This window comes from Pseudomonas fluorescens, assembly GCF_000730425.1.
Taxonomy (GTDB): Bacteria; Pseudomonadota; Gammaproteobacteria; order Pseudomonadales; family Pseudomonadaceae; genus Aquipseudomonas; species Aquipseudomonas fluorescens_X.
Map to the genome: position 1 here is coordinate 4161858 of NZ_CP008896.1, position 17798 is coordinate 4179655.

Sequence of the window (17798 nt, forward strand, 5' to 3'; positions counted from 1 at the left end):
AGAGAGATGCCGACTATACCTCAGCGTTTGTTCAGCCCGCGCGCCAGGCGATCACCGCCCAGTTGGATCACGGCCACCAGCAGTACCAGCAACACAATCACCGTCAGCATGATCTGGCTGTCGAAACGCTGGTAACCGTAGCGGTAGGCAATATCCCCCAGGCCACCGGCGCCAATTGCCCCGGCCATGGCCGACGAGTTGATCATGGTCACCAGGGTGATGGTGAACCCGCCGACAATCCCCGGCAGCGCTTCGGGCAACAGCACATGCCAGACGATATGCCAGCGTCGGCAGCCCATGGCCTGGGCGGCTTCGATCAAGCCATGGTCGACTTCACGCAGGCTGACTTCGGCGATCCGCGCAAAGAACGGTGTGGCGGCGATGGTCAGCGGTACCACGGCGGCCCATACGCCGTAGGTGGTGCCAACGATAAGGCGGGTGAAGGGGATCAGTGCCACCATCAGAATCAGGAACGGGATGGAGCGGAACAGATTGACGAACGCCCCCAGCACCCGGTTCAACACCGGTGCCTGATAGATCCCGCCTTTGTCGCTGGTGACCAGGAACACCGCCAGTGGGATACCCGCCAGCAGCGCGATCAGCGACGACACACCCACCATCAACAAGGTGTCGATGGCGCCCTGCAATAAACGATCAAACCACATAGCCCAGCACCTCCACGTGTTGTGCCCAGCGCGCGGCACGGGTGCGCAGGGCGTCGGCATCCAGGGGCGAGCCAGTCACCGCCAGTAGCAGTTGGCCCAGGGCGTGGCCCTGAATGCGCTCGACCCCACCTTGCAGCAGTTGCACACGCCCACCCAAGGCGCTGAACAGCGCGGCGAGGTCCGGCTCATCCGCGCTGGCGCCGGTAAACCGCAGGCGCAGTACCACCGCCGCTTGCGCCAGCGGCGGCGTGGCCTGCAAGCGTTTTTGCAGCTCATCGGGCAGGCCATGTTGCAGGGGCGCCAGCAGGGTCTTGCTGACCTCATGCCGAGGGTTGCCAAACACTTCCCACACCGGGCCTTGCTCGACGATCCGTCCGTGTTCCAGCACCACCACGCGGTCGCAGATTTCGCGGATCACCGCCATCTCATGGGTAATCAGCACGATGGTCAGGCCCAGGCGCTGGTTGATCTGGCGCAACAGGCCGAGGATCGATTGGGTAGTCTCCGGGTCCAGGGCCGAGGTGGCTTCGTCGCACAGCAGGATCTGTGGGTCGTGCACCAGCGAGCGGGCGATGCCCACCCGTTGCTTCTGCCCACCGGACAATTGCGCCGGGTACGCCTTGTGCTTGTCCTGCAAACCCACCAGCTCCAGCAGCTCACGGACCTTTTGCTCGCGTTGTGGCTTGGGCACACCGGCGACTTTCAGCGGCAGTTCGACGTTCTGCCACACGGTCTTGGCCGACATCAGGTTGAAGTGCTGGAAGATCATGCCAATGCGCCGCCGCAGGGCCACCAGACGGTCTTCGTCGAAGTCGCCGATATCCACCTGGTCGATCAGCACCCTGCCGCTGCTGGGTTGCTCCAGGCGGTTGATGGTGCGGATCAGCGACGACTTGCCGGCACCGCTGCGACCGATGATGCCGAACACTTCGCCGCGCTGGATCGCCAGGTCGATGCCTTGCAGCGCGTGTACCGTGCCGTCATAGGTTTTGCCCAGGTTGATAAAACGCACATGGGCATGGTTCAAGTCAGGATGCAGCGCTGTCTGTCGGGCGTCCCGGGGCCGTGTGCCCAGGTCGCGCAGCTGGCTGTTGGCGACGCTCATGTTCAGCCTTCCCAGCCGACTTGATAGAGCGTGCCCAGGGACTTATCCAGGGCCGCGCGCACCACCGGCGAATGTTGGTAGATCTCGACGAACTTGATCACCCGTGGATCAGTGGTGCCTTTGGGTTGGGTCACGAACTGGATCACGTATTCGGGGTGGTCGAGCCCGTCGAACAGCAGCGCCGACTCGGCATTGAAGGTCTTGGACAGGCGAATATAGGCCGGGTAGCCCTGCACCAGGTCAGCGTCGTCATAGGCGCGCACCAACTGCACCGCTTCGACTTGCAGGATCTTGAGCTTTTTCGGGTTGGTGACGATGTCTTCTTCGGTGGCCTTGTAGCCCACGCCCGGCTTGAGGGTGATCAGGCCTGCCTTGGCCAGCAGTTGCAGGCCGCGCCCGCTATTGATCGGATCGTTGGCGATGGCCACGCTGGCGCCCTGTGGCAGCTCATTGAAGCTTTTGTATTTTTTCGAATAGAGGCCGACGTTATTGATGATCCCGGGCTTGAACGGCACCAGGTCAAAACCGGCGGCGGCCTTGGCGTTTTCCAGGAAGGGAATGTGCTGGAAGTAGTTCACGTCGATATCGCCGGCGGCGAGGCTGACATTGGGTGCGATCCAGTCGGTGAACTCCACCAGCTCGACGTTCAGGCCCTGTTTTCCAGCCTCTTGCACGGCGGCTTCCAGGGGAATGGCGAAGGCCGCCGTGGTGCCGACTTTCAGTGGCGCATCGGCGGCAAACACCGCCGAGCTGAGCAGGCCGAGGGCCAGGGCCAGTGCTTTGACTGGGTGGGAGAGCTGTGTTTTTTTCATGGTCGATTTCCAGTCGTAACGTGTAGGTATGGGCAATAAAAATCTAAATGCGGGAGCGGGCTTGCTCGCTCCCACATTTTTGGGTTAGTGGCGGTAGGTGGAACCGGTGTGTTGTTCGGGTAAGCGGGCGCCGGCGTGGAACACTTTTTCCCGCAGTGTCCCGGTCTCATAGGCGGTCTTGTACAACCCTCGCCGTTGCAACTCGGGAATCACCAGCTCGATAAAATCCACATAGCTTTGCGGCGTAACAAGGCGCGTCAGGTTGAAGCCATCCAGGCCGGTCTCACTGATCCAGGACTCCAACTCATCCGCCACCTGCACAGGCGAACCCACCAGGGTGATATAGCGCCCGCCCAAGGCGTGCTGCTCCAACAACGTGCGACGGGTCCAATCGTTGTTCTGCAGGGCCTTGGTGGCTGACTGTATCGCGTTGCTCTTCACGTACTGGATCGGTTCATCCAGTTCGTACTGCGAGAAGTCGATGGCGGTGGATGCGCTGAAGTGCGCCACCCCGGCTTCGGCGCTGGCGTAGCTCAGGTACTCGGCATGCTTGGTCCAGGCCAACTCTTCGGTGGCGTCGACAATCACGTTGAGGCCCATGAACACCTTGATATCGTCCGGGGTGCGCCCGGCCTCGACCGCACTGGCGCGGACCTTGTCCACTTGTCCCTTGGTCGCGGCCTTGTTCTGCCCGCTGATAAACACGCACTCGGCATGGCGCCCGGCGAACAGCAGGCCGCGCTCCGAACTGCCGGCCTGGAACAGCACTGGCGTGCGCTGCGGCGACGGCTCGCACAGGTGATAGCCCTCCACCTGATAGAACTCGCCATGGTGCTCGACCTTGTGCACCTTGCCCGGCTGGGCATAGATCCGCTGCTGCGGGTCGTTGAGCACCGCGTCGTCTTCCCAACTGCCTTCCCAGAGTTTGTAGAGCACCTGCAGGTACTCGTCGGCCTGGTCGTAGCGCCGGTCATGTTCGACCTGCTCGGTGAGGCCCATGGCCTTGGCGGCGCTGTCCAGATAGCCGGTGACGATGTTCCAGCCCACCCGACCACGGCTCAGGTGATCGAGGGTGGACATACGCCGGGCGAACAGATAGGGCGGCTCGTAGGTCAGGTTGGCCGTCAGGCCGAAGCCCAGGTTGCGGGTGACGGCGGCCATGGCCGAGACCAGCAGCAACGGGTCGTTGACCGGCAGTTGGATCGACTCCTTGAGTGGCACGTCGACCGAGCCTTGATAGACGTCATACACGCCAACGATATCGGCGATGAACAACCCGTCGAACAGGCCGCGCTCCAGCAGTTGTGCCAGTTCAGTCCAGTATTCGATGCGCTTGTATTGGGTCGAAGTATCCTGTGGATGGGTCCACAGGCCATGGTTGATATGCCCGATGCAGTTCATGTTGAAGGCATTGAGCAGGATCTTTTTCTTTGGCATCAGAGGGTACCCCGCAGGGGCGGGTTTTCATCGTTGAGGTAGTAATTGCCCACCGCAAAGTACTTCCAGCGCACCGGGTCGTGCAGGGTATGCACCCGGGCGTTGCGCCAGTGGCGGTCCAGGCCGTGTTCGGCAAGGGTGGCCTGGCTGCCGGCCAGTTCGAACAGGGTGCTGCCGGCGGCCAGGGAAATTTCGGTGCTCAAGGCGCGTGCTTCTGCCACGGCAATCGACGCCGCCGCGACGGTTTGCGCGTTGCTGTCGGCCTGGGCGCGGTCGAGGAATTCGCCGGCACGCTCCAGCAAGGCTTCGGCGGCGTGCAGGCGGATGCTCAGGTGGCCGAAGCTTTTCAGGGTCAGCGGGTCTTCGCTGGCCTTGTCATTACCTGAGTCGATCCATGGGCGGGTCTTGGTGCGCACAAAATGCAAGGCGTCTTCAAAGGCGGCGCGGGCGATACCGGTGTCGATGGCCGCGTGGAGGATCTGGGCCAGGGGCCCCACGGTGGTCGGGCGCTCGAAGGCGCTCTGGAACGGGATCACGTCCTCGGCGGCGACCCACACATGGTCGAGCACCACCGAACCGCTGCCGGTGGTGCGCTGGCCAAAGCCACTCCAGTCGTCGATCACCGTCAGGCCCTGGCTGTCGCGCGGGATAAAGGCCAGTTGCTGCACGCCGTGCTCATCCACCGCGGAAGTGGGGATGCGCTGGGCATAGATCGCGCCGGTGGCGTAGAACTTGCGGCCGCTGATGCGAAATCCGCCGGCGTCGCGGGAGATTTTCGTCACGCGGTCATGGGCGGTCTTGGTGCCCAGTTCCGCCAGGGCATTGCCAAAGCGCTGGCCGGCCAGAACCTCGGCGTACAGGCGCTGTTGCTGCGCCGCGCTGCCATTTACGCGCAGTACTTCCAGGGCATAGAAATGGTTCTGCGGGATCTGCCCCAGTGACGCATCGGCCTGGGCGATCAGGGCGATGACCTTGGCCAGGGTGACGTTGGATACACCGGCGCCGCCGTAGGCCTTGGGTACGCTGATGCCCCACAGGCCGGAACGGGAAAAGGCTTCCAGTTCCGCGAGTGGCAGGCGGCGTTCGCGGTCGCGCAGGGCGCTGTCGCGGCGTAAGTCTTCGGCCAGGTCGCTGGCGACAATCAGGGCTTGTTCATCGCTGGTGATGACCGCGACAGGTTGGGAAAGCGTCATGTTTTTCTCCAGATGTCTGGTCGTCAGATCCAGGAATGCCGGGCCGGCAATGTTCCATTGAGGTGCCAGGCGCCCACCGCGTGATACTTCCAGCGCACCGGGTCGTGAAGGGTGTGCACCCGTGCGTTGCGCCAGTGGCGGTCGAGGTTGAATTCGGCGAGGGTGGCGCGGCTGCCGGCCAGCTCAAAGAGCTTCTCGCTGACTTGCAGCGAGACTTCGGTGGTCAGCACCTTGGCCTGTGCCACGGCAATCGAGGCCCGTGCGGCGGAGTGCTCGGTGATGGGCGCGGCGCTGACCTGGTCCAGCACTTGGCCGGCCTTGCGCAGCAGCGCTTCGGCGGCGTGCAGTTCGATTTTCAGTTTGCCGATATCGGCGATCACGTAGAGGTCGTCGCTGGCACGCTCGACCTTGGCGTCGATCCATGGCCGTGCACGTTCACGGACAAAGCGGATGGTGTCGTCGAGGGCGCCGCGGGCGATGCCGGCGTCGATAGCGGCCTGAATCAATTGCGAGACCGCGCCCTGGATGCCCGGAGCCTGCCCCAGGCGCCAGGTCGGAACCACCAGGTCAGCGTCCACCGGCACGTTGTTCAGCAGTACGGTGCCGCTGGCGGTGGTGCGTTGGCCAAAGCCCGACCAGTCGTCGACGATGCGCAGTCCCGGTGTACCGCGTCGCACAAAAGCCATGACCTGGCGGCCCTCGTCGTCCAGAGCCTTGACCGCGACCCAATGGGCAAACAGTGCACCTGTGGAGTAGAACTTCTGGCCGTTGATGACAAAACCGTCACCCTCGGCGCTGATCCGTGCCTTCACGTCCAACGTGTTTTTTGTTTCACGATGACTCCAGTACCGCAATTCGCTGGACTACGCCAAGGCTCGATACAGCAGGTTTATCAATCACTTAGGCGAGTTCAACATATGCCGGTGCTTTCCGAAACCTGACCCGGCTTCCCCTCGCGTGGCTCCCATGCGGCTCTTGGAAACCGGGCTTTCTGAGGAGTCATCATGGCAAAGATCAAGCTCACCAAGTCCGCAGTCGATGCGGCGCAACCCCAGGCCAAGGCCGTCGAACTGCGGGATACCGTGGTACCCGGTTTCCTGTGCAAGATCACCCCGGCGGGCCGCAAGGTGTTCATGCTCCAGTACCGCACCAATGCCGGCGAGCGCCGTAAGCCCGCCTTGGGTCAGTACGGGGAACTGACCGTCGATCAGGCGCGCACGATGGCGCAGGAGTGGCTGGCCGAGGTGCGCAAGGGCGGTGACCCCAGCGCGGCCAAGAACGCTGCCCGAAAGGCGCCGATCATGAAGGAGTTCTGCCACACTTTCATGGAGGACTACTCCAAGCAACGCAACAAGCCCAGCACGCAGCGCGGCTATCAGGGCGTCATCGACCGCTGCATCATCCCGATCATGGGGCGGATGAAGGTGCAGGACGTGAAGCGCCCAGACGTGGCAGCACTGATGAAGAAGCTGGCCTACAAGCAGGCCGAGGCGAATCGCACCTTCGGCGTGCTGCGCAAGATGTTCAACTTGGCCGAAGTATGGGGCCTACGCCCAGACGGCACGAATCCGTGCCGCCACGTCCCGATGTACCCACCGGGGAAGGAAACCCGGCTCATCGTGGACGAGGAACTGGTGCGGATCTTTCGCCATCTGGAGCATCTGGAGGCCGAAGGGTTGGAGAGCTACGTCATCCCGCTGGCGATCCGCCTGCAATTCGAGTTCGCGGCCCGCCGCTCCGAAATCTGCCCGTTGGAATGGGACTGGATTGATCTGGAAAAGCGCCGTGTGGTCTGGCCCGACAGTAAGACCGGCGGGATTTCCAAGCCCATGAGCGAGGAAGCCTATCGGCTACTGTCCTCGGCGCCACGCCAGGATGGTTGCCCCTACGTCCTGCCGTCGCCGAACGACCCGACCCGCCACATGACCCACGGTGAGCATTATGGTGGCTGGACGCGGGTGCTCAAGGCCGCTGGCGTGCCGCACGTTGGCACGCATGGTATCCGCCACCGGGCGACCACCGATATTGCCAACTCGGGCGTGCCGACCAAGGTGGGCATGAAGCTCACAGGTCATAAGACCGTGGCGATGTTTATGCACTATGTTCATACCGAGGACAAGCCGGTGCGGGATGCGGCCGAACTGGTGGCGAATCGGCGGCTGGCGATCACCGGGGCGTCCCGTTCTATGGAGGTGACAGCATGACAAGGAAGACGCCCGTGGCAACGCGGAAACCTGCAGCCTTACCTGCCGGTTATGCCGGCATCCACGGCGGCATCGTGGAGTTGCTGGATGCGGCGCGCCAGGCAGCGGCGCGCAGTGTCAACGCACTGATGACAGCCAGCTATTGGGAGATTGGCCGCAGGATCGTCGAGGCCGAGCAGAAAGGCAGGCGACGGGCCGGTTACGGCGAGCAGTTGATGGAGCGCTTGTCCGCCGACTTGACGGCCCGATTCGGGCGCGGGTTCGGTGTCAACAACCTGGAGAGCATGCGGCGTTTCTTCCTCGCATACCCCCAGCCCGAGATTTCCCAGACAGTGTCTGGGAAATTGGGAAATGAGTCGCCTGCCGAGAAATCCCAGGCAGTGTCTCGGAAATTCGACCTCTCCGCACTGGCCCAGGTCTTCACCTTGCCGTGGTCGGCCTATGTCCGGCTACTGTCGGTGAAAGATGACCATGCCCGCCGGTTCTACGAGGTCGAAGCGCTGCGCGGTGGCTGGAGTGTGCGCCAGCTCGACCGGCAGATCGGCAGCCAGTTCTACGAGCGCACAGCCTTGTCGAAGGACAAAGCGGCGATGCTGGTCAAGGGTTCGGTGGCCAGGCCCGAGGATGCCGTCACGCCCAACGACGCCATCAAAGACCCGTATGTGCTGGAGTTCCTCGACCTCAGGGACGAGTATTCGGAGTCCGATCTGGAAGCGGCCTTGATCCGGCGGCTCGAAGACTTTCTGTTGGAACTGGGGGAAGGCTTCACCTTCGTTGGGCGGCAGCGCCGGTTGCGCATCGACCAGACCTGGTATCGGGTCGATCTGCTGTTCTTCCATCGCAAGCTGCGCTGCCTGGTCATCATCGACCTGAAGCTGGGTGGCTTGACCCATGCCGATGTGGGGCAAATGCATATGTACTGCAACTATGCCAAGGAGCATTGGGCCTACCCGAACGAGAATCCGCCGGTGGGTCTGATCCTGTGTGCCGACAAGGGCCATGCTTTGGCGCGGTATGCGCTGGATGGCTTGCCAACCAAGGTGATGGCGGCGAACTACCGCACCGTGCTGCCGGATGCGGAGCTGCTACAAAAGGAGCTGGAGAACACGCGGCGTCTGCTCGAATCACGTAGACCGGCATTCCACAATACGCCCAGCGAAAACTAGGGCAGTTGCAGCGTGATGCTGCCAGGCTTAGCTAACGACGCTTGCTGCGCCCTGGCCACGGCAGCTCACCAGTTAATTCTGGTAGGCCGCTATCGTCTTCCACTCGCACGCCGAAGCGGTTTACTTCGATCTCCGGCAGGTCTTCGCCGTCAAACCATAGCAACGAAATAGTGGTGTCAGTGCGTGCGTAGTGCCTTGAAAGTTCCCAGAGATCCAGGCCCTTTTCCCAGTTGTCGAACCATACGTCCTGGGAGACTTCCCCCGTATCAGTTGTATTGTTCCCAGAGGATCTGACTCGATGAGCCACTGAGCCAGTCGGGATTACCGACCTGGGTGATATCCAGGCCCCAGCTTGTCTCAAAGACGTGGAGCGTGCTGCATACCGTACTGCGCCACGCTCCATGGTGACGAAGGCACACGGCACATCGCTGAGACTGGCGAATCTCGACGCAGCCGCGGGAAATGAAGTGCCAAACAAATCGGCCATGCGCTGGATAAGGTCCAAGGAAGGCTCTTCCTTGGGAACGACAGAAAGCCATCGCTGATAAGGCATCAGTAGTTCAGCGGCAAATGTGTCGCAGGCGATCTCGTTGGGATGCCGTTTGGCATAAGACCAGGACGGGACTTCCTCGTGACTCGATTCTAGGTCGAGCACGATATGCGCTATCTCGTGGCAAATAGTGAAACGCTGGCGTTCCTCAGTCTCTAGGGAGTTTACAGTGATTATGTGCTTCCCGTTCGGCTTGGTAATGGTATAGCCAGACTCTCCTTCGCCAAGCTCATCTTTCTTGACCTTGGCATTAGCAGCGGTCACATAGGGAGACAGGTCTTCTCGGATGTTAGAAACATCGACTTTCGCAATGAACGCGCGTGCTTTCTGTCTGACATCCGATTCGTCCATGTTCAATCGTCCTCGTCGTCGTCCTCAAGGGCCTTTTTGATCCGGGTAATCAATGTGGCGGGATCAGGCCTTGCGTTACCCCGATGCCTGACGCCGGCCGCCATCGTAAATACGTCGATACCAATAGACGAATCTTGTAGCACAAATTCGACGAGGTTCGGGTCGGCGTCCGCATGGTCAACCAGCCAAGTTACGAGTGCAGCATCTCTCTCCGTCGGCTTAAGAACCTTCAATAGCTTTTCAATCAGGTCTTGGGAGGGGTTTGTTTTTTCGCCAGTTTCGAGGCGGTAGACGTATGCATGGTCCACTGACGATAGCTGCCCAATTTCACGCAGGGAAAGGGTTCTGCGTTCGCGTAGCGTCTTGATAGCGACGCCCAAGCCTGTTTGTGGCATGAGTTCTGATCCTTGCGTTGCGGGGGAAGGCCGTAGCCCTCTGTTGCATCAACCCCACATTCAGTCGAGTCTAAAGGCGCATGTTGCGCAGGTGTTGCGCCAGCGCACATGCTCTGATACATTGTTGTCTAGCCAGACAACGGAGGCGGATTTTACGCCTGCTACGGGTTGGATTGGCTTGGTCTTCCTGTTGTCTGCATAAGCAACGTATTGTGCTACAGCGGGCGACCATTGACAACCCAGCCGGCTGGCTGGGACTTCCATAGTTCCATTGTAGGAGTGCCATCATGGCCGGAAAAAATCAGCATGTTGTTCCTCATCAAGACGGTTGGGCCGTTAAAGGCGCTGGCAACGAGCGGGCGACCTCTGTGCATGACACGCAGCAGCAAGCAATAGATGCAGCGCGGGATATTGCACGCAACCAGAAGTCCGAACTCGTCATCCATCGTCCAGATGGCCGTATCCGTAACAAGGATAGCCACGGCAACGACTCCTTTCCCCCGAAAGGTTGAGACGTCATGACTGACATCCCTACCTACCATGTGCTCGCCCTGTCAGGGGGAGGCTATCGCGGCCTTTATACGGCCACGGTTCTTGCCGAGCTTGAAGCCGTGCTGGGCCGGCCTATCGCTTCCCACTTTGATCTGATTTGTGGCACATCGGCAGGAGGGATGTTGGCTTTGGGACTGGCAGCGGAAATCCCTGCCAGCGAACTCAAAGCACTGTTCGAAGACGAAGGCAGCCGCATTTTTGGTTGCCGCAGTCTTTCAAGACGGCTTCTGGGATTCTGGCTGACTGCAAAACATGATTCGGCAGGGTTGCGGGAAGTGCTGACCGAACGTTTCCAGGGAACCACCGTAGGCGACCTGAAGCATCGTGTTCTTGTACCAGCAGTCAACTACTCGACAGGTCGCGGACAGTTTTTCAAGACACCTCATCACCCTTTCTTTGAATTTGATCACCGCATGAAGATCGTCGATGTTGCGTTGGCGACCGCTGCCGCGCCCGTCTACTTTCCGCTGGCGCGCAACGACCGCGGTGTCTTCGCGGATGGCGGACTGGTAGGTAATGCCCCCGGCCTGTTCGGATTGCATGAAGTCAACACGTTCCTGGCACCGAAACAGGATGTGCGGATTCGGGTTCTTTCCATCGGCACGATGACGATTGGTGCGACCGTCCGTGGCGGCGCTAGCCTTGACCGAGGATTCGGTAAGTGGCGCGGAGGACTCTTCGATCTGGTGATCTCCGCCCAGGAATCGTCCGTGGACTACATGCTGAGGCAGCTGTTGGGGAACAACTACTTCCAGATCGACGACAAGGCAACGCCGGATCAGAGCAAGGACGTGAAGGCGCTGGATCGGGTTTCCATTGGCGCCACGAATACGCTCAAGGATCGTGGCAACCACGCGGCCCAGCGCGCGCTTGGCGATCCTCTTTTTCAACCATTTCGGGCGCACCAGGCCGGCGCCCCCATTTTCTATCACGGCCCCAACAAGAATGTACCGGAGGCCGCATGCTGAACCTGAGCCCGCTTTTCTTTACCACTGTTGACGACGAATCCTGCATCCATGATGAGCTGGATTTGACGCCTGAACAGCGTACCAAGATCGCCAGTGCACGGACGGATGTCAGAAGCTGCCTACGCACGGGCATTCCTCGTGTGATGAGAGCTGGCGGATACACGGAAGACGTACCGCAGCCGCGCTTCTTTACGCAGGGATCGTGGGCATACAAGACGCTGAACTCGCCGGCACAACGTCCGCAGCAGGCGGATGTCGATGATGGTTGCTATCTACCAATGAGTTTCGTCTCGCAGACGCAGCGCCCCAGCACAGCGGCAACAGTTTTCTTTACTGCTGCGGAAGAGGCGTTAAGGCCGCTGGTCGAAGAAAAGGGGTGGAAGCTTGTCACTGACAAGCCGACTTGCATTCGCATTGTCATTGCTGCCTATGCCCACATTGACATCCCACTATATGCCATCCCCGATCAGGAGTTCGTGAATCTGGCCGAGGCCTCAATGAGGCGATATGGCTATGACTCGGTGATGGATGCCATTATCAAAGCGGAGCGAGATGCGTGGACGGCATTACCGCGCGACAAGGTTTTACTTGCCCATCGTGAATGCAATTGGATGCCCTCTGATCCTAGGCCTGTAAAGGAGTGGTTCCTGGGCGAAGTGGAAGCTAAGGGGGAGCAGTTCCGCCGCGTGGTTCGTTACTTGAAGGCATTCCGCGATTGGAGGTGGTCCAGCGGCGGGCCCTCTTCGATCCTGCTGATGGCCGCCGCGGCTCCGCTATTTGAAAAGCGTGATCGGCGCGACGACCTCGCGTTGCTAGATGTCGTCGCGGCACTACCGGCCCGATTGCGTGCGGGGGTGAACAACCCCGTGGATGAATCCGAATCGCTTACGGTACGGCTGGGCAAAGCCGGTGTCGAAGAAGCTGCAAAGGCGTTCGAAGAATTTGAGAAGGTGCTTCGCGGCGCAACCGACGCCAGCAGCCCTTCACAAGCTTGCATCTGGATGCAGGGCGAATTCGGCCCGCGTTTTCCGAATGAGCCGGATCGGATCAAGGTGGTATCCATCGTCGCCACCATCGCCGCCGCTCCCGCCGCCGCTGGTCCGAGCGAACTCGTCGGACGAACGAAGGCCGGATGAGCGGCGCCATAGCGGTCGCAAACGTGATCGAGGCCTTTGAGCAGCAAGGCTTCGCGTTTGTTGGCAAGACGGATGACGGCTGGTTCAAGCTGCACGGGTGTTTGAACCCACCCGGTGCGGGCAAGGGTTGTCCGTGCGAAGTCCAACTCGACCCCACATTCTTTGACTTGCCTCGCATCCGGCTGCTGGAAATCCCCTCCGAACTGCCGGCTGCGGTTCCTCATCTTGGCGCAGATGGCGGTCTTTGCTATCTCGCCAAGGGCACGGTCGTCCTGGACATCTACGATCCTGTCGGACAGTCGCTGGCATGCCTGCAACACGCGGCCGTCTTGTTCGGGCAGATCCTGAAGGGAGAGATGATCGAAGATCTCGCGGAAGAGTTCTTCGCCTACTGGCACGGTGGGCTTTGCTTCGTGGACATGCAAGGCGAGGATTTGGGGCGGCAGAACTGCATCGTCGCGCAGGCCAATGGGAATCCCTTGTGGTTCATCACCGACAACGAAGATCGAACAACAGAAAAACTGAAGTCGCTCGGCTACCAAGTCACCGATAGAACGGTGCTGACTTACCGGGTGAAGACGGGTGCTCAACCCCGTCCTCTGACCAGCCATTGGCCTCCTGAAACAGTGAGGGATATCTTGGCATGGCAAAGCGCCCTTGACCCTCGGTGCCGGCGCAAGATTCACGAACGCATCAAGGAAGGAGAAAGGAAAAAGGCCAATGGCGTTCTGATCGTCGTCGAATCCCCATTGATGACGTATGGCTTCGTGGTTCTCTATGACCGCCAACGTCCTGTGCAAAAGAGCAAGCTCGCAGATCGCAGGGATTCCAGCTATGGATTGAAGGTGATACCCATCTCAATGGTCAGAATAGATGATCGCTACCTTGCCCAGCGGAACATGCCTAAGGCAAAGACGCTTGCAGGTAAGAACCTAGCCGTCGTGGGATGCGGCACGATCGGCGGATATCTGTCGGACATGCTGGTCAAGGCCGGGGCGGGGACAGGCGGCGGAAAACTCACGTTAGTGGACTTCGACTGCCTTCTCCCGCAGAACATCGGGCGCCATCGCTTGGGATTTCCAGATCTGCTGTCTAACAAAGCCGAGGCTATGGCGAAGGAACTGAACCGCTTGGCGCCAGGGGCCGAGATTCGTTCTCTTCCCGTTGATGTCAGGCAGGCCCAGTTGGGAGAACTGAACCTTCTCATAGATGCCACCGGGGAGGAATCCCTCGGGCATTGGCTGTGCGGCCACTATCCACCACCTACGCCCATGCTTTCGGTCTGGATAGAGGGGCCGGGTACGGCTGTCCGCGCACTATTGAGAACGCACGCATCTGGTGCTTGCTACCGATGTCTTTGGCATAGCAATAGAAGAGGCGAACTCCGCTCTACAGTTGATCCTCTTCCTGCCATCTTGGCGGGGCACGGATGTGAGGGCTTATACGTGCCGTTTCCTGCCTCGGTGTCGGTGCATGCTGCCAGCCTGGGCGCAGAGATGGCGCTTGATTGGGTTAACGGCGTCCATTCCCCCGCACTTCGAACGAGGGTCATCGACCGTACCCAGCAATCTGCCACGCCCGACTGTGATCCGCTGCGGAACCCGGAATGTCCTGTATGCAATTCATGAGTTCTTGGGCCACTGGCGACAGGAGGACGCTGCTGCATTTTACGGATTCCACACTGGAGACTTTTTGCCAGCATATTCAGGTTATTGATACCGCCTGTGAAGCTGGTGGAATTCTGCTTGGTTCAGTTCATGGGGCTCACATGATTATCGATGAAGCAACGGCCCCTACGGAATATGACAAACGATTCAGATGTCTATTCGAGCGTATGCCCTTTGGTCACGAATCTATTGCCCTGGCGCGATGGACGGGGAGTAACGGGACCATCCGCTACTTGGGGGAATGGCACACTCATTCAGAGGATCATCCTCACCCTTCTGGTCTGGATAGATCGGAATGGAACCGCTTATCAGCGAAGCGTCGGGACAAGCGGCCAATGATTGCTGTCATCGTCGGACGAAAATCTCTATACGCCGAATTGGTGCCGAAATCAGGCCGAGGTTTGGTACTCGCTCCCGTGGAGTAGCGCACAATCAATCCAGTGCGTCCCGGCGTGCAGCCGTCGGGTTCACGGGCTGCGCCCCGCGCTTCGTGCCGAATCGCGGCCATTCGGCTTTGACCCCTGACGCCTTCGGCCCTGACGGGCCTGCGCGCTCCGCTTGCACAAGGGCCAGTGTGTGCAATGGGAGGGTGTAGGCGGTCTTGCTGTTCCCTTCACCGTATCACGGCGTTCTCGCCGTCAATGACTGCGCGTGCTCGCACGCTTGCGGCCTGATGGCCGTCTCCGATCCCTGACTGCTTGCGCTGCGCCGTGCTCTCCACGGTTCCGGGCAATTCCGCCCGAGCAACCGGAGCACGATCATGTCGCAACTGTCCTTTTCCTCGTTCGATTCCTCGCTGATGGTGCGTGACGCGCAGGGGCGCTACCTGCTCGCGACTGCCGAGCAGATTCTGGAGGCCGCGCGCCAGGCCATCGAGCGCAAGATGCAGCGTGGTACTTCGTTCACGTCGCCGGCGGCGGTCAAGGAGTACCTGCGCGCCAAGCTGGCCGGCTTCGAGCATGAGGTGTTCGCGGTGCTGTTCATGGACACGCAGCATCGGCTGATCGAGTACGCCGAGATGTTCCGAGGCACCATCGACGGCGCATCGGTGTATCCGCGCGAGCTGGTCAAGGAGGCGCTGCGGCTCAACGCGGCGGCGGTCATCGTGTCGCACAACCACCCGAGCGGCAATCCCGAGCCGAGCGGTGCCGACAGGACGCTGACCCAGCGGCTCAAGGAGGCGCTGGGGCTGGTGGACGTGCGCGTGCTGGATCACATCATCGTTGCAGGCACCGACACCACATCGTTTGCCGAACGTGGCCTGATCTGACGAAGGGGGCTTCGGCCCCTTTTTGCTGCGCCGTGCTACTCGGTTCCGTTGCGCTCACGCTGACGGAGGCGCTTCACGTAAGCTTCGTCCACCAGTTCGTCGGGGCCGAGATCCAGTGCGCAGTTCGCCAATGAGGCCAATGTCCGATCGGTCAGCTTGAACGCCCTTGGCAGTTGGCCGTAGTTCTCCGTGCTGTTTTCCTCGATCGAAGCGAACAGTGCCTTGAAGAAGTCGGCCTTGGAGGGACGGGTCGCCGCAGTGGCGGCGGCCGTCAGTGGGTCTGTGGCCGCCATCTCCGCCTTCTCAGCATCCGATGCCAGTTCGCGCATGAAGTCGCCCAATGAGGGCCAATACTTCAGATCGAACTGGCCCCGGAGGGCATCCAGCTTCTCTTGTACGTATGACTGGAACAGGCAGTTGTTCTGGGATGCAGCCTCGATCACGTCGCCAACGTGATAGTGGGTTTCGCTGCTGAAACCCGAGGTGTTGTGCAGATCGGTGCGTTGATCCAGCAGTTCTGCCAACTCATTCGCCTTCCTCGCGATTTGCTGATTGACGTTGGTGAGGTCGTTGCGGGCGGTGCGCGCCTTCAGCATCTTCTGTGGATTCCAGAAAGCGGCAGTGCTCAACACAAGGCCGAGAAAGACCTGGAGCGCCGGAGGCCGGGCGTGGAGCTTTCCATGCAATTCATCGTAGGCGTCTTTCAATTCGACGCCACGCGCCAGCAGGCGATCCGCGACCGCGTTCTCGCTGGGCAGGATGTGGTGCTCGATGTTGTACTGCTTTCCCTCCAGGAGGAGGTCTTCGCAGGCTTGCTGCGGATTCACGGTTTGAGACGAACTCACGGTCTGTCCTTGATGTTTTAGATGCTTCACAGCGTATTGAACCCTGCCTGATTTGTCGGTACCCGAGCGACTGTTGATGAACCGGCTCTGAGGTACCCACGCCAATGCAATCCGGGCGTCCCCGGGGAGATGGCCGGTCGCGCTGTCGTGCGCGTGGCGCATCGAGCCGCCTGCGGCGTCTCGCCCCTGACGGGCTTCCATCGTTCCCTCGCTCCGCTCGGCTGACGCCTTCGGCCCGGAATCCTCGATCCGGGCCTGCGCGCTTGCGCTTGCGTGCAGTTCAGCACACGGGGACGGCCGTTGCCATGTCCAGCCGTCTCCCCTGACTTCATCACCTTGTCCGCGACTGTAGCCCGTGTCCGCGTGCCGTCAAGGCGCGCCAGGCCGTGTCCTCGGCTGCGCCTGCGGGCCGCACCTACCTGACGCTTTTCTCCTTGACGGCCCACGTCCGTGGGCTCCTGACCGTCGCGGGCGATGAACTCAGGAAAGACGGTGGCAACAGGGCCAACCGGGTTCCTCGTGCCAACCGCACCGAACAGCCGAAAGGCTGGGCTCCGAATCTTGGAATCCGGTGTGCGGTGTGAACAGCAAACCCTTTTCGTCAGGAGAAAGATCATGCAACTCGCATCCCGTTTCGCTTCCCGTTCCCCCTCGCTGCGCAGTGACTACCCGCTGACCGATGACCAGATTCACCGCGTAGCGCCGTCCATCTTCGCGGACGCGCCGCATGAAAGCCGTTCGCAGCGGTACGCCTATATCCCCACCGCCGCAGTGCTGGCCGAGCTTCGCAAAGAAGGTTTCCAGCCCTTCATGGTGACGCAAACCCGCGTGCGCGACGAAGGCAAGCGCGAGCACACCAAACACATGCTGCGCCTACGCCATGCCAGCCAGATCAACGGCGCGGAAGCCAATGAAATCGTGTTGCTCAATTCCCATGACGGGACGAGCAGCTATCAGATGCTGGCCGGCATGTTCCGGTTCGTGTGCAGCAATGGCCTTGTGTGCGGCGACACCGTGGCCGATGTGCGCGTGCCCCACAAGGGCGACGTTTCCGGGCATGTCATCGAAGGCGCTTACGAAGTCTTGCGCGGCTTCGACCGGGTGAAGGATTCCCGCGATGCCATGCGCGCCATCACGCTCCATGACTCCGAAGCCGAAGTGTTCGCCCGTTCCGCGCTGGCCTTGAAGTACGACCCCACCGACAACAAGCCCGCGCCCATCACCGAATCGCAAATCCTGATGCCGCGCCGGTTCGACGACCGCCGCCCGGACTTGTGGAGCGTGTTCAACCGCACCCAAGAAAACCTGACCAAAGGCGGCTTGCATGGCCGCAGCGCCAACGGACGCCGCCAGCAAACCCGCCCGGTGCAGGGCATTGATTCCGATGTGCGCCTCAATCGCGCCCTCTGGATGCTGGCCGATGGCCTGCGCCAGTTGAAAGCCTGATTCCCCACGCGGCAGGGGCAGGCAGCAGCCCTTGCC

General features: G+C 60.7%; 17 protein-coding genes and 1 pseudogene. 9 read left to right on the forward strand and 9 right to left on the reverse strand.

The features are described 5' to 3' along the window. Positions 1-20: 20 nt before the first annotated feature. From HZ99_RS18575 to HZ99_RS18600, 6 genes and pseudogenes are all read right to left on the reverse strand, one after another. Positions 21-665: a methionine ABC transporter permease gene (locus HZ99_RS18575; RefSeq protein ID WP_038445123.1), complete on the reverse strand. Its 645-nt coding sequence runs from the start codon at positions 663-665 to the stop codon at positions 21-23. Continuing rightward, on the reverse strand, positions 655-1770 hold the full coding sequence (locus HZ99_RS18580) for a methionine ABC transporter ATP-binding protein (RefSeq protein ID WP_038445125.1): 1116 nt from the start codon (positions 1768-1770) through the stop codon (positions 655-657). The genes HZ99_RS18575 and HZ99_RS18580 overlap by 11 nt, the downstream gene beginning before the upstream one ends. A 2-nt stretch (positions 1771-1772) precedes the next feature. Then, positions 1773-2582 (reverse strand): MetQ/NlpA family ABC transporter substrate-binding protein, encoded by an 810-nt coding sequence (locus tag HZ99_RS18585; protein ID WP_038445127.1) that lies wholly within the window; start codon positions 2580-2582, stop codon positions 1773-1775. An 84-nt stretch (positions 2583-2666) separates the two neighbouring features. Further along, complete coding sequence (locus HZ99_RS18590; RefSeq protein ID WP_038445129.1) at positions 2667-4019, reverse strand: LLM class flavin-dependent oxidoreductase; 1353 nt, start codon at positions 4017-4019, stop codon at positions 2667-2669. Next, on the reverse strand, positions 4019-5212 hold the full coding sequence (locus tag HZ99_RS18595; protein ID WP_038445131.1) for an SfnB family sulfur acquisition oxidoreductase: 1194 nt from the start codon (positions 5210-5212) through the stop codon (positions 4019-4021). Before HZ99_RS18595 ends, HZ99_RS18590 begins: the two co-directional genes overlap by 1 nt. Positions 5213-5235: 23 nt before the next feature. Then, positions 5236-6048, reverse strand: a pseudogene (locus HZ99_RS18600) (SfnB family sulfur acquisition oxidoreductase); the annotation flags it as partial. 168 nt (positions 6049-6216) lie between these two features. Between HZ99_RS18600 and HZ99_RS18605 the strand changes: the two are divergent. Further along, on the forward strand, positions 6217-7416 hold the full coding sequence (locus HZ99_RS18605) for a tyrosine-type recombinase/integrase (RefSeq protein ID WP_038445133.1): 1200 nt from the start codon (positions 6217-6219) through the stop codon (positions 7414-7416). Continuing rightward, positions 7413-8582 carry a PDDEXK nuclease domain-containing protein gene (locus HZ99_RS18610; RefSeq protein ID WP_038445135.1) on the forward strand — a complete coding sequence of 390 codons (1170 nt, stop codon included), beginning with the start codon at positions 7413-7415 and terminating at the stop codon, positions 8580-8582. The genes HZ99_RS18605 and HZ99_RS18610 overlap by 4 nt, the downstream gene beginning before the upstream one ends. A gap of 31 nt (positions 8583-8613) precedes the next feature. On the opposite strand, the gene HZ99_RS18615 is transcribed toward HZ99_RS18610, so the two are convergent. Both HZ99_RS18615 and HZ99_RS18620 read right to left on the reverse strand, forming a co-directional pair. Next, positions 8614-9483 carry an ImmA/IrrE family metallo-endopeptidase gene (locus tag HZ99_RS18615; protein WP_038445136.1) on the reverse strand — a complete coding sequence of 290 codons (870 nt, stop codon included), beginning with the start codon at positions 9481-9483 and terminating at the stop codon, positions 8614-8616. A gap of 2 nt (positions 9484-9485) precedes the next feature. Continuing rightward, positions 9486-9878, reverse strand: coding sequence for a helix-turn-helix domain-containing protein (locus HZ99_RS18620; RefSeq protein WP_007182527.1), 393 nt, complete (start codon positions 9876-9878; stop codon positions 9486-9488). A gap of 287 nt (positions 9879-10165) precedes the next feature. Here HZ99_RS18620 and HZ99_RS27980 point away from each other — a divergent pair, with 287 nt between their 5' ends. The 6 genes from HZ99_RS27980 (at position 10166) to HZ99_RS18645 (ending at position 15471) form a co-directional block, all read left to right on the forward strand. After that, a complete protein-coding gene (locus tag HZ99_RS27980; RefSeq protein WP_080727729.1) occupies positions 10166-10390 on the forward strand; it encodes a DUF2188 domain-containing protein in 225 nt (74 codons plus the stop codon). Positions 10391-10396: 6 nt separating this feature from the next. Beyond that, positions 10397-11398 (forward strand): CBASS cGAMP-activated phospholipase, encoded by a 1002-nt coding sequence (locus HZ99_RS18630; RefSeq protein ID WP_038445138.1) that lies wholly within the window; start codon positions 10397-10399, stop codon positions 11396-11398. Continuing rightward, entirely contained in the window at positions 11392-12534 is a 1143-nt protein-coding gene (locus HZ99_RS18635; RefSeq protein WP_038445140.1) for a CBASS cGAMP synthase, read from the forward strand. The genes HZ99_RS18630 and HZ99_RS18635 overlap by 7 nt, the downstream gene beginning before the upstream one ends. Continuing rightward, positions 12531-14162, forward strand: a complete 1632-nt coding sequence (locus HZ99_RS18640; protein WP_038445141.1) for a ThiF family adenylyltransferase — start codon at positions 12531-12533, stop codon at positions 14160-14162. The genes HZ99_RS18635 and HZ99_RS18640 overlap by 4 nt, the downstream gene beginning before the upstream one ends. Continuing rightward, positions 14150-14626 carry a Mov34/MPN/PAD-1 family protein gene (locus tag HZ99_RS27985; protein WP_080727730.1) on the forward strand — a complete coding sequence of 159 codons (477 nt, stop codon included), beginning with the start codon at positions 14150-14152 and terminating at the stop codon, positions 14624-14626. Before HZ99_RS18640 ends, HZ99_RS27985 begins: the two co-directional genes overlap by 13 nt. 335 nt (positions 14627-14961) lie before the next feature. After that, the gene (locus tag HZ99_RS18645; RefSeq protein ID WP_038445142.1) at positions 14962-15471 is read left to right on the forward strand and encodes a JAB domain-containing protein; all 510 of its coding nucleotides are present in this window, start codon (positions 14962-14964) and stop codon (positions 15469-15471) included. 35 nt (positions 15472-15506) lie between these two features. Here HZ99_RS18645 and HZ99_RS18650 read toward each other — a convergent pair whose 3' ends face one another. Further along, positions 15507-16517 (reverse strand): hypothetical protein, encoded by a 1011-nt coding sequence (locus tag HZ99_RS18650; protein ID WP_232925459.1) that lies wholly within the window; start codon positions 16515-16517, stop codon positions 15507-15509. A 414-nt stretch (positions 16518-16931) separates the two neighbouring features. Here HZ99_RS18650 and HZ99_RS18655 point away from each other — a divergent pair, with 414 nt between their 5' ends. After that, on the forward strand, positions 16932-17762 hold the full coding sequence (locus tag HZ99_RS18655; protein ID WP_038445144.1) for a DUF932 domain-containing protein: 831 nt from the start codon (positions 16932-16934) through the stop codon (positions 17760-17762). Positions 17763-17798: the final 36 nt, after the last annotated feature.

Bases quoted from the DNA above. Each gene is read 5' to 3' on its own strand.
- HZ99_RS18575 (WP_038445123.1), bottom strand. From the start codon at position 665: ATGTGGTTTGATCGTTTATTGCAGGGCGCCATCGACACCTTGTTGATG.
- HZ99_RS18580 (WP_038445125.1), bottom strand. From the start codon at position 1,770: ATGAGCGTCGCCAACAGCCAGCTGCGCGACCTGGGCACACGGCCCCGG.
- HZ99_RS18585 (WP_038445127.1), bottom strand. From the start codon at position 2,582: ATGAAAAAAACACAGCTCTCCCACCCAGTCAAAGCACTGGCCCTGGCC.
- HZ99_RS18590 (WP_038445129.1), bottom strand. From the start codon at position 4,019: ATGCCAAAGAAAAAGATCCTGCTCAATGCCTTCAACATGAACTGCATC.
- HZ99_RS18595 (WP_038445131.1), bottom strand. From the start codon at position 5,212: ATGACGCTTTCCCAACCTGTCGCGGTCATCACCAGCGATGAACAAGCC.
- HZ99_RS18605 (WP_038445133.1), top strand. From the start codon at position 6,217: ATGGCAAAGATCAAGCTCACCAAGTCCGCAGTCGATGCGGCGCAACCC.
- HZ99_RS18610 (WP_038445135.1), top strand. From the start codon at position 7,413: ATGACAAGGAAGACGCCCGTGGCAACGCGGAAACCTGCAGCCTTACCT.
- HZ99_RS18615 (WP_038445136.1), bottom strand. From the start codon at position 9,483: ATGGACGAATCGGATGTCAGACAGAAAGCACGCGCGTTCATTGCGAAA.
- HZ99_RS18620 (WP_007182527.1), bottom strand. From the start codon at position 9,878: ATGCCACAAACAGGCTTGGGCGTCGCTATCAAGACGCTACGCGAACGC.
- HZ99_RS27980 (WP_080727729.1), top strand. From the start codon at position 10,166: ATGGCCGGAAAAAATCAGCATGTTGTTCCTCATCAAGACGGTTGGGCC.
- HZ99_RS18630 (WP_038445138.1), top strand. From the start codon at position 10,397: ATGACTGACATCCCTACCTACCATGTGCTCGCCCTGTCAGGGGGAGGC.
- HZ99_RS18635 (WP_038445140.1), top strand. From the start codon at position 11,392: ATGCTGAACCTGAGCCCGCTTTTCTTTACCACTGTTGACGACGAATCC.
- HZ99_RS18640 (WP_038445141.1), top strand. From the start codon at position 12,531: ATGAGCGGCGCCATAGCGGTCGCAAACGTGATCGAGGCCTTTGAGCAG.
- HZ99_RS27985 (WP_080727730.1), top strand. From the start codon at position 14,150: ATGCAATTCATGAGTTCTTGGGCCACTGGCGACAGGAGGACGCTGCTG.
- HZ99_RS18645 (WP_038445142.1), top strand. From the start codon at position 14,962: ATGTCGCAACTGTCCTTTTCCTCGTTCGATTCCTCGCTGATGGTGCGT.
- HZ99_RS18650 (WP_232925459.1), bottom strand. From the start codon at position 16,517: ATGGAAGCCCGTCAGGGGCGAGACGCCGCAGGCGGCTCGATGCGCCAC.
- HZ99_RS18655 (WP_038445144.1), top strand. From the start codon at position 16,932: ATGCAACTCGCATCCCGTTTCGCTTCCCGTTCCCCCTCGCTGCGCAGT.